The sequence below is a fragment of the Streptomyces sp. NPDC048106 genome, assembly GCF_040706415.1.
Lineage (GTDB): Bacteria > Actinomycetota > Actinomycetes > Streptomycetales > Streptomycetaceae > Streptomyces.
The window spans coordinates 98,367-108,764 of sequence record NZ_JBEZND010000031.1 but is presented as its reverse complement, the minus strand read 5'-3'; the positions used below and the strand labels follow the sequence as shown (position 1 = coordinate 108,764).

Below are 10,398 nucleotides of genomic sequence, written 5' to 3'. Positions count from 1 at the left end.
GCCCGGGGCGGCCCCCGCCGCGGGGGGTGCGTTGTGCCGGGGGGGCCCCCCCCCCCCCGCCGCCGGGGGGGGCCCCCCCCCCCCCCCCCCCCCCCCCCCCCCCACCGCTGTGTCGCCGTCCGCTCGGAAAGCTCGCCGTCCGCTCGGAAAGCGCCGGCCGGGCAACGGGGCGGAGGCAGCGTCTCACCGGGTCTCACCGGTCGAAGTGGACGAGATCTCCTACGGTCCATGCGCTGACGTCTTTGATCGCGACTCGGTACATGCCACCTGTCTCCGGGATGCCGAGGCTGCCCTGCAGGATCCGAGCGAGATGAAAGTGCAGATGCGTGGGCGCCTCGCCGCGACCGGGCCGGTTCCCTCGCGGACCGCGCGCAAAGACGTCCGAGAACGGGCCGAGACGGTCCGAGTCCTTCAGGACCTCCGCCACCCGCTCCCTCCACACGGCCTCCGGAGCCAGCCGGCCGGTGATGACGGCGCCGCCGACGACCACGGTCAGCGACATCTGATTGCTTCGCTCGGACTCCACCGCGGCGGAGATGGCGACGAGCAGCTCATCAGGGTTCGACATGACAGCACAGCTTATCCGCCCACCTGTATCAGGAACCGCCCGTGGGGCTGAAGCAGTCGCGCGCTCGGCAGGAGGCGGCCCCCGCCAACCGGTGAGGCCCGATCGCGGCAGCCTTCTTCCTTCACCAGAAGGGTGAAATCTGCTTTTGCACGAGTAGATTTTCGTTCCTGCCATGGGTATGCTTCTTCTCGTAGACACGGTCGACGAGACCCGCCAGACACGAACTGGCGGGTGGCTGAATACGAAGTACGCAGGTCAGTGCGGCTCTCGAGCCTCGAAGCCAGAGTGTTCCCAGGACGGGTGACGGGACTGGGAGCCGCACTGGGCGGCTCGCAGGTCGAGGAGCTGCCAACAGCAGTACCGGTTCACTCAGTGGTTGGTTCAGAGAGGAACGGAGGAGCAGACGCCATCAGGATCGCCCGGCCCGAGAAGCACTCGGCCCGGGTACCGCAAGACCCCGGAATGGATGGTGGTCCCCGGTCAAGCAGCTGCGATCCCCCCGCACCGCCCTCTGCCGGGCCGGGTAGCGGAAACAGAAGGTCGGCACAGCAGTAGGGCCGACAGATGGTGTTCAATTTCCTTCGGGGCCCTGGTGCCGTACGCACCAGGGCCCCTCGACGCGTTGCACAACGAGGTGACATGACATCGGACAACCCCCTGAACGATCGTCTGGACGACGACGACTACCCCGCGTACACGATGGGCCGGGCAGCCGAGATGCTCGGTGCCACCCCGGCCTTCCTCCGGGCCATCGGTGAGGCTCGTCTGATCACTCCGCTCCGCTCGGAGGGAGGACATCGCCGGTACTCCCGCTACCAACTGCGGATCGCCGCACGCGCCCGGGAGCTCGTCGACAAGGGGACTCCGATCGAGGCCGCGTGCCGCATCGTCATCCTTGAGGACCAGCTTGAGGAAGCACAGCGGATCAACGCCGAGTACCGTCGTGCCGCCAGCGAATCGGCGGGCCCTGTCGGCTCCGACTCCGACTCCGGCTGAACACGCGGGCGCGTGCCGTATCCGAACGCCGTCTCGCGGCGAAGGAGAGCACGGCTCGGAAAGCCGCCGGTCCGCCGCTGCCCTCGCCTCCGGGAGGCGCACCCCGCCGGTCAGTCGCCATGCGACCGTCCAAGCGCCGTCGCTTCACTTGAGCCCGACGTCGAGGACCGGGCCTTGGCGGAGAGTTGAGTTCCCGGCAGGACGCATGACCCCTCACACGGCTCAGGGGCATCGATGCGTGATAGACGCGGCTCCGGTTCCGGGGCGGCAGGCCCTACCCTGATCCCCGTGAGGCAGGCCGGCGCTGGGAAGGATGATCGGCGATGATGCCCTTGACCTCCGGGGACCCGGAGTCCATAGGCGGGTACACCCTCCTCGGCCGGCTCGGGTCGGGCGGCATGGGAGTCGTCTACCTGGGAGTCTCCGTCTCGGGACGGCAGGTCGCGGTCAAGCTCGTGCATGGGCCGTATGCCCAGGAGGAGGAGTTCCGGACGCGCTTCCGGCAGGAGATCGCGGCAGCGCGCAGAGTGAGCGGAGCCTTCACCGCGCCAGTCGTGGACGCCGACCCGGACGCCGAACGGCCGTGGATGGCGACGCTCTACGTGCCGGGGTCCACCCTTTCCGAAGTCGTGGAGAAACAAGGCCCGTTGAGTCAGCGGGACCTGCGCGCGCTGGGGCTGGGGCTCACCGAGGCGCTGCGCGACATCCACCGGGTGGGCCTGGTGCACCGGGACCTCAAACCGGGCAACGTCCTGATGACCGAGGACGGGCCGCGCGTCATCGACTTCGGCATATCGCGCGCTTCCGGCGACCAGAACCTCACCACGACCGGGCGGATGATCGGCACTCCGCCCTTCATGTCGCCGGAACAACTGGCCTCTCCCCGAAAGGTCACCCAGGCCTCGGACGTGTTCTCGCTGGGGTCGCTGCTGGTGTTCGCGGCTGTCGGCACGGGACCGTTCGACACCGACAGCCCGTACATAACCGGCTATCAGGTGGTCCACGGAACCCCGGACCTCGGCGGGGTACCCGAAGCGCTCCTGGGCATTGTCGAGCGCTGCCTGGACAAGGACCCCTCCGCACGGCCGGAACTGACGGACATACACCGCATGCTCCAGGCACTGCCGGAATCCGATGCCACCGGGTCCCCGATGACCGGGCAGTCCGCGAACCCCCGCCGCCACCCCACTTCTCGGAGCGCGACCACCACCTCCGCGGACGCCGCGACCGACACCGACTCCGACTCCGACACCGGCACCGGCACCGGCACCGGAAAGCGACGCCGAGCCCGGGTGCTGCTCACTGCCCTCGGCGCGGCGTTGGCCGTCACGGGGCTGGGTATCGGGGTGGGTTTCTTCGTGTCCGGTCCGGACACCACCGCCAAGGCCACCGCCCGTGCCGCGTCACTGCCCGACGGTTGGCGGCCGTGGCGCACGGCGCTGCGGTCCGACGTGAAGGGTGTCCCCCTCGACTACGACAGCCCCGGATGCGTGACGGAGGGAAGCGCCCTGTTCTGCGGTGGTACGGGCTTCACAGCCGCCAGGATCGACGCGGCCTCCGGCCGCACCCTGTGGCGGACCGGCACCCGACCTCAGGGGGCGCAGCCGATCGGCGTTCGCGACGGGCTGGTCTACGTGTACGAGGATCCGGACGACGAGACCAGGCGCGTGGTGGCCCTCGACGCCACTACCGGGCACCGGCGGTGGCAACGCGACATCAACAAGTCCCAGGACGCGGTCCTGTACGACGGCGGACTGCTGACCTTGTCCCCCGACTACTCCTCGTTCGTGGCCTACGGGCCGTCCGGAAAGGAACTGTGGCGGGCGCCCTCGCTGAACGAGGTCTGCACTCCGTCGGCGCTGGGAGGTGCCCCGTACGCCCTGTGCTCAGCCGGCACCGAGCCCGGCCAGGCCCCGGTCGAGCTGATGAAGCTCGGCCCCGACAGCGCGACCGAGACCGCCACACTGCCCAAGAAGGCGGAAGCGCTCGGCGCGGTCGATGGGCAACCCCTGTTCCTAGCCCCCCAGACCGCGAAGGACGTGTACGAAGCCGGGTACGAACGGCCGTACAACGCACTGCTACGGGTGGCCCCGGGCACCGGGCAAGTCAGACGGATACCGCTGGCACATCCGCTGACCGGCGCGGCCACCCTGGTGGATGGCGTCATCTACTTCGTCCGGTCCGACGGGACGGTTACCGCGGTGTCGGCGCACAGCGGTAAACAACTCTGGCAGAAGGTGACGGACGTGGAGAGTCTGTCCGCGCCCGCGGTGTCAGCGACGTACAAGCGGGTCTACTTCTCCAACCGCTTCGGCCGTCTGCTGGCGCTGGACAGCCGCACCGGAGCAGAGGTCTGGCGCACCTCCGCACTGGACGCCCCCGGAGACAAAACGCAGGATTACCCGCCGCGCGTGTTGCTCGTCAAGGACGCGATCGTGGCGATGGCCGGCGACACGGCCTTCTCCCGGAGCCCGTGACAACGCCGACGCACAGCAGCGGACGAGCGCGAACGCCTGCGGGACCAGGAGTGCCCCCGCGTGATCGCCCAGTAGCATCTGTGGATGGCAGACGCACAGCTCCCCCCAGGATGGACGCTGCAGCAGATCCGCGACGTGTCCGGGGACCGAGAAGCTGTCGCGCTGGATCCGGACCGGGTGGTGAAGTGGGTGGTCCGCGCCGGAGCCGACGAGGTGCTGCGCCCAGAGATCGTTCTCGGGTTCCACAGCCTGTGCCTCGTGAAGCCCATTCATGACGATGACTGGTACATGGGCAGCCTGTACGACGACGGCAGCATCGACTGTTGGTCAGCCTACGACGATCTCTACGAAGCGCTGCGCGGTCTGTAGCAGCATGCGGACCGCCCGCCATCCCCCTAGGGGAGCAGCTTGCCGGGTGAAGCCGCCCGTCTCGGTTCCCGTCTCATTCAGCCCCATGCCCACGCGGCCACCAACACAGTTGGAAAGCGTGCAGACAAGCGATCACAGCGCGTCAGCCGGTCCCTTAACCCTGGACGGGTAGATCAGGGTGGGTGGCCAGAAAGATCACGTAGGCGATCGCCGCTGTTGCCCCCACGAGAGACAACACGCCGCCCAATACGGCTCGCGGCCCGCTCGTCCGGCCCGATCTGGATGCCTGGTACTCGACGCAGGCCCGCACGAGGCCGACGAGGGCCAGGGGCAGCGCGATGAAAGAGACGATTGTCCAGAACGGGCAACAGAACCAACATGCCATCGAGGCCCCGCCGAACCAGACCGCGAGCTCTGCCTTCTGTCGTGTCTCGTCCGATGCGCCGACAGGAGTCACGGACTGATCCAAGCAGAAAACGTGTAGGAGTCGCGCAGCAGGAGGAGCCCGCAGCTCAGCGCTTCAAAACAGGCCGCAAATGATCGCAGCTTCCCGAGCTGAGTGCGCGAGTTCGATTCTCGTCGCCCGCTCCAGAGAGAAGGCATGGCAACCACTTCCTGCTCGCGCTCCTCGTAAGAGTGCTGGTAGATCGTCGCGGCCTTCTCGTGGCCTTGTCGGCTCAGACCTTCTCCGCGCTCACGCGCGGATGCGCGGCGGTGAGCAGTCCAACGTCTTCTACGTCGGAAGTCAGGATCGTCACCCGGCCGGGATGCTGAAGGGCCGTCGCGCACAGCATGGCGTCGATGGCGTACTTGTGGCCGTGCAGCCCCGCCGAGCGCAGCAAAGCGGCAGCGGATTGCGCGACGGCCTGGGGCACCGGCTCGATCCTCAGGCGGGACAGGGTCCACTTCAGTGCGGCATCGTTGATCTCCGGGTGCATCACCTCGACCAGCACGGCGGCTGAGGTGACCACGGGCAGGTCTACGTCGCGAGCCGCTGTCAGCCACTCGTGGATCTCCGGATCGCGCTGCACGGCCTTCGCCAGGCCACCGCTGTCCAGGACCAGGGCACCGCTCACGCGGGCGCTCCAGCACCTGTAGCGCCGCTGGTCAGCCGGGCACGCTTGGCCGCCACGGCCGCGGGGTCGGCCGGGCCGTGCAGCTTGTCGAACTCCGCGATCACCTCGTCCAGGTTGTCCCGCTCGATCTGCCGCTGAGCCGCCTTCTCCAGGTATGCCGAGACGCCCCGCTTGCCGACCCGCTCACGGATCGCCTGCAGAGTGCCGGCGGTCATGGTGACGGAGATACGGCGGGAGGCTGGTGGGTGCCGTGCAGCCGCGCGTGCGCAGCGCCAGCCCGCACAATCACCCCACGGTTCAGGCATCTCCAATGGTCATGACATGGAACCCCAAGCGCCGACCCGGCGTCCGCGACTTCGTGTCAGTCGCCCGCTTCTTGACGAAGGAGCTACCACCCGAACTCGGGCGGCCCGAGAACCCGGGCGCCGATCTGTGCCGCCAGCCAGGCGGCCCGGTCGTCATCGCCCGGGCGGGCATGGACGAAGACGGTGTGCTCGGGGGCCCACTCGTCGCAGTGGATGTCGTGGCTGTTGCTCGCGATCTGCAACTCGGCGTACTTGTACTCCTCGTCCAGCCCGAGTTCGGGCACGGACGGCCACTTCAAGTGGTGCCAGAGGACGTAGCACCGAGTGACGCTGGACCAAGCCCACAGCGCCTCGCGTGCCTGCGTGAAGTCCTCGACGCCCTGGGACACGGATACGGGCAGTCCGGTGCCGTTCGTGGCATACGACGTGACTCGCACCGTTGGGAAAGCGCCGGTCAGCTCTCGTAGTTTGTCCTCGTCGCGTGCCCACGCGTCCAGGTAGCAGCCGCTCGGCTCGTACCAGGCCGCCACCGATAGCAACCTCTCCGCAACGCTCAACGCGGCGGCCAAGTCCATGGTCCGCGACACGGGCCACGCACGGGTGTTCCCCATAACGGCGCCCCTTCCAAGCTACTTCGGGGCCGCGTCGCCGCGCTTCTGGTCGCTGAAGAACGTCGTGAGGTCCTGGAACAGGTCGTCCGAGTTCGTGAAGCGCGGGGCCTCTTCTTGCGGGGTCTTCGCCGGCGCCGGAGTCTCTGTCTTCTCGCCCTTTCGGGGCACCAGGGCCGAGACCACCAGGAGGACGAAGCCGGTCACCACGAAAGTCAGGAGGGTGAGGAATCCGGACAACGGTTTCGACAGGCCCACGTCGTGGTTCAGCCAGTGGGCCATCGGGATGAACGGCGCGAAGACGGTGAATGCCCCGTTGAGCAGGGCCGATTTCTGGATGATCTTGAGTGGGGACCCCGTGGCGCGCGTTTTGGCCAGCAACCACACGGCGAACCACAGCACGGTGAGGGTCAGCACCGCGGAGAACATCGCCCAGCCCAGTCCGAGGCCCGCGCGGACGAAGGCCACCGTCAGGGACGGCACCAGGAAGACCTCGACCAAGCCCGCCACTGACGTGGTGGTGCTCTTCGGAACAATCACTGCGATCCCCCTCGCGCGCCGATGCGATCCGCGATCCTACTGGACGGATCGGGCCGCGACGCCCCGGTGTCACCGGCTCCCCGGCCAGGTCCTCATCGCGTGCGTCCTGAGCGCTGCGGCGACGCACTGCCGCGCCCCAACTCGCCCTGCAGATTTTCCCGTTCACTCACCGTGGCCCTGTCCGTCCTCGTCGGCGGCGCGCTGTTCTTCGGCCTCCGCCGCCGCAGGCACGGCTGAACGACCCGCCCGCGTCACTGCTCAGGGGTGGGCCGGGAGCCAGCGTTGCTGGACGGCGCGGACGCCCGCCTCGAAGCGGCTGCGGGCGCCGAGGCGGTCCATCAGTTCGGAGGCGATGCGGCGGGCGGTGCGGTGGGACACGCCGAGGCGCTTGGCTATGGCCTCGTCGGTGTGGCCCTCGGCGAGCAGGCGCAGCGCGGTGGCCTGCTGGCCGGTGAGGCCGTGCGCGTCGACCGGGACGACCTGGCCGAGGGGCTGGGCGGCCTCCCAGGTGGTCTCGAAGAGCGCGCCCAGGGCGGTGAGCGTGCCCTGTCCGGTCAGCAGCACCGCGCCGGCGGCGGTGTCGTCGCTGCTGACGGAGATCATGGCGGTCCGCCGGTCCATCAGGATCATCCGCGTGGGCAGCGACGGCACCGTGCGGACCTGACCGCCCAGCCTGGCCAGCCAGTTGGCGTGCTCGACCGTGGGCCGGTTGACGCGCACGCTGTCCAGGTAGATCGTGCGCATCCGCACCCCGCGACCGAGCAGATCCTGGTTGAGCGGCCGGGAGGCGGCCATGTTCTCCGTGGTCTGCGGCCCGCCCGGGGCGAAGGTCAGGAACTCCTCGCGCACCTCGCGGGTGAGCAGGGCCAGCCGGTCACGGATCTGGTCGAGCCCCACCAACTGCTCCACGCCGGGGTGACTGGTGGCCGGGCGCAGCTCGGCGTACTCCGAGATGAGCTGGGCCGCGGCCGCCCGGGAGGCCTCCAGGCGCTGCTGCTGCGCCGCGAGCTGGGCCTGCTGCCGGGCCATCAGGATCTCCATGCCGATGTCCGGCGAGACCGCCCGCAGCCGCCCCGCGTCCCCGGCGGCGGAGCGCGCCAGCGTCAGCTCGCTGAGGGTGTCGAGGGCGGCGCGCACCTCCTCCTCAGTCACCCCCACGATGCCGGCGAGGTCCGCGACACCGGCGGCCGGATATCCGAGCATGGCGCGGTACACCGTCTCCGCGACGGAGTCGAGTCCGAGTGCGGTCAGCACGTGCGTCCCCCCGTTTCTGCGCACAACATCCCTTGTCCAGCCTTGAATCTTCGCAGAATGGCGACGTTCGTCACAGGGCGAGGCCGGAACGGGCCAGGGACACAACTGGCCATTCACAACGTGGACTTGGTGACGCCATCAGTTGAGACGCTGGTGCGTGTGTATCTCGTCCACGCGCAACTGGAACTTCCTCCCGGCGGCCGTCTGCCCACGGACGTCGGTGAGTTGGTGCGCTCGTCCCTCGTCCCCGGCGACCGGGTCGAGCACCTCGCCGCGCATCCCCGCTCGGCCACCCGGCTCACCCTGGGCTTCTATCTGCTCGCCGACAGGCTGGAGGAGGCCGAGGAACGGGCCGTCCGCGTCTGCGGCAGACTGCTGTGCTCCGTACCGGAGTTGGCGGCGGCGCACTTGACCGGTGCCGGGGTGCCGCTGATACCCCTGGCGTTCGACGAGGCACAGCCGGTGGACTGACGCGGCCGGCGTGGACGTATCGGTCCAAGGCCCTTTCCGTCCACCGGGGAACCCTTCTCACGGGCCCGGACGGCGACGAACCTGGTGATCACCGGCCAGGGCGCGCGTCACCGCGGGACGCGACAGCGGGCCGGCTCCCGCACTCCGTCCCGGAAGGAACGCACAGCCATGCCTCGCACCCGTATCGCCAAGGCCGCCGCGGTCGCCTCCCTCGTCGTCGCCGCCGCGCTCGCCGCCCCGGCCGTCGCCTCGGCCCGAGGGACGGACGCCGCCGCGTCCTCCTCCGTCCTCGCCTCGGACGCCGGCTGGCAGGTCACGCCGGACGACGCCGGTCAGCCGGCCGCCCCGGCCGACGCCGGCTGGCAGTAGGCCACCCGCCGGCCCCTGACGGCGACGTCCCGCACGAGTCCCGCAGCCGACGCCCGCATCGCATCCCACGCCTGCCCTGCTCTGCCCTGCTCTGACCTGCCCTTCCCTGCCCTGCCCTACCTCAACTGCCCTCGGGGGAACCAGAAGTGAAGAAACTCCGCATCAACGGCCGCGGTACCGCCGGCCTGCTGACCGCCGCCGTCCTGAGCACCGGACTGCTCACCGTGGCCGCGCCCACCGCCGACGCGGCCACCACCTGCTCGGGCGGCGTCAACATCTACGGCGTACTCGCCGACGGCAGGATCACGTTCAGCCAGATCAACCCGGCCACCGGCGACCTCGCCAAGGTCCTCGTCGGACCGGACCTCGGCTTCGAGCCGCAGGCCATGGCGACCCTCAACTTCAACACGGTGCTGGTGACGTCGACGTCCGGCGCCCTCTACCGCGTCGACATCAAGACCAACAACACCAGCCTCGCCCTGCTGAACCCACCGGTGAAGATCGTCGACAGCGGCTGGACCCACGACAAGCTGACCTACGACGGTCACGGCCACCTCTACGGCACGACCACCTCGGGCCTGCTGCTGCGCTACAACGTCACCGAGGACAAGCCGGCCGGCTCCCAGCACATCGGCGCGCGCACCGAGATCGGCACCGGGTTCGTGCTGAAGACCCTCACCGCCACCGGCGACGACCGGCTCGGCGCCACGACCGAGGACGGGCGGCTGCTCGACTACACCATCGCGGGCGCCGACTCCTGGAAGAGCAGCGCCCTGAAGTCCTCCGGCTGGTCGGGGTTCAACCAGCTCGTCTCCCCGGGCAGCGGGCTGTACTACGGGCGGCTCGCCACCGGGGCCATGTACTGGTACAAGGACGCCGACCCGACGGACGGTTCCGGCGCGGACATCACGTACCACCTCGACGACCCGGTCAACACCAGCGGCTGGACGCAGAAGCTGCTGTCCGCGCAGCCCGCGACGTACACCTGCACGACCTCGGTGGACGCGGTCGACCGTGACAGCATCACCGAAGTCAAGGCCGCCGGGCGGCAGTTGATGGGCGAGGAGGACGCGGCCTGGGCCAACAGCACCCAGTGGGCCTGCCTGGAGACCCTCTGGGACCACGAGAGCGGCTGGCGCTGGAACGCCACGAACCCGTCCTCCGGCGCGTACGGCATCCCGCAGGCGCTGCCCGCCTCCAAGATGGACGTCGCGGGCGACGACTGGCACGAGAACCCGCTGACCCAGATCAGATGGGGTCTGAGCTACATCGACGGCCGCTACGGCTCCCCGTGCGGTGCGTGGACCTTCTGGCAGGCCAACAACTGGTACTGATCCCGGCGGGCATGACGGAAGGGCGGCGCCT

General features: G+C 69.3%; 12 protein-coding genes. 6 read left to right on the top strand and 6 right to left on the bottom strand.

The annotated features are described in order from the left end of the window. Nucleotides 1-193: 193 nt before the first annotated feature. On the bottom strand, nt 194-568 hold the full coding sequence (locus tag AB0927_RS27890) for a hypothetical protein (RefSeq protein ID WP_366670484.1): 375 nt from the start codon (nt 566-568) through the stop codon (nt 194-196). 639 nt (nt 569-1,207) lie between these two features. Here AB0927_RS27890 and AB0927_RS27885 point away from each other — a divergent pair. The 3 genes from AB0927_RS27885 (at nt 1,208) to AB0927_RS27875 (ending at nt 4,410) form a co-directional block, all read left to right on the top strand. Next, nucleotides 1,208-1,564 carry a MerR family transcriptional regulator gene (locus tag AB0927_RS27885; protein WP_366670483.1) on the top strand — a complete coding sequence of 119 codons (357 nt, stop codon included), beginning with the start codon at nt 1,208-1,210 and terminating at the stop codon, nt 1,562-1,564. Nucleotides 1,565-1,887: 323 nt separating this feature from the next. Beyond that, nucleotides 1,888-4,041, top strand: coding sequence for a PQQ-binding-like beta-propeller repeat protein (locus AB0927_RS27880; RefSeq protein WP_366670482.1), 2,154 nt, complete (start codon nt 1,888-1,890; stop codon nt 4,039-4,041). Nucleotides 4,042-4,125: 84 nt separating this feature from the next. After that, nucleotides 4,126-4,410: a hypothetical protein gene (locus AB0927_RS27875; protein ID WP_366670481.1), complete on the top strand. Its 285-nt coding sequence runs from the start codon at nt 4,126-4,128 to the stop codon at nt 4,408-4,410. Nucleotides 4,411-5,087: 677 nt separating this feature from the next. Here AB0927_RS27875 and AB0927_RS27870 read toward each other — a convergent pair. The 5 genes from AB0927_RS27870 to AB0927_RS27850 form a co-directional block, all read right to left on the bottom strand. Continuing rightward, on the bottom strand, nt 5,088-5,486 hold the full coding sequence (locus AB0927_RS27870) for a PIN domain-containing protein (RefSeq protein WP_366670480.1): 399 nt from the start codon (nt 5,484-5,486) through the stop codon (nt 5,088-5,090). After that, nucleotides 5,483-5,701 carry a hypothetical protein gene (locus AB0927_RS27865; RefSeq protein ID WP_366670479.1) on the bottom strand — a complete coding sequence of 73 codons (219 nt, stop codon included), beginning with the start codon at nt 5,699-5,701 and terminating at the stop codon, nt 5,483-5,485. The genes AB0927_RS27870 and AB0927_RS27865 overlap by 4 nt, the downstream gene beginning before the upstream one ends. A gap of 173 nt (nt 5,702-5,874) precedes the next feature. Continuing rightward, complete coding sequence (locus AB0927_RS27860) at nt 5,875-6,321, bottom strand: hypothetical protein (RefSeq protein WP_366670478.1); 447 nt, start codon at nt 6,319-6,321, stop codon at nt 5,875-5,877. A gap of 99 nt (nt 6,322-6,420) precedes the next feature. After that, entirely contained in the window at nt 6,421-6,939 is a 519-nt protein-coding gene (locus AB0927_RS27855; RefSeq protein WP_366670477.1) for a hypothetical protein, read from the bottom strand. A 258-nt stretch (nt 6,940-7,197) separates the two neighbouring features. After that, the gene (locus tag AB0927_RS27850; protein WP_366670476.1) at nt 7,198-8,193 is read right to left on the bottom strand and encodes a helix-turn-helix transcriptional regulator; all 996 of its coding nucleotides are present in this window, start codon (nt 8,191-8,193) and stop codon (nt 7,198-7,200) included. Between the two features lie 129 nt (nt 8,194-8,322). On the opposite strand from AB0927_RS27850, the gene AB0927_RS27845 reads away from it, so the two are divergent. From AB0927_RS27845 to AB0927_RS27835, 3 genes are all read left to right on the top strand, one after another. Beyond that, nucleotides 8,323-8,664, top strand: coding sequence for a hypothetical protein (locus AB0927_RS27845; RefSeq protein ID WP_366670475.1), 342 nt, complete (start codon nt 8,323-8,325; stop codon nt 8,662-8,664). 168 nt (nt 8,665-8,832) lie between these two features. Then, on the top strand, nt 8,833-9,033 hold the full coding sequence (locus tag AB0927_RS27840) for a hypothetical protein (RefSeq protein WP_366670474.1): 201 nt from the start codon (nt 8,833-8,835) through the stop codon (nt 9,031-9,033). 146 nt (nt 9,034-9,179) lie between these two features. Further along, nucleotides 9,180-10,367, top strand: coding sequence for a tachylectin-related carbohydrate-binding protein (locus tag AB0927_RS27835; RefSeq protein WP_366670473.1), 1,188 nt, complete (start codon nt 9,180-9,182; stop codon nt 10,365-10,367). Nucleotides 10,368-10,398: the final 31 nt, after the last annotated feature.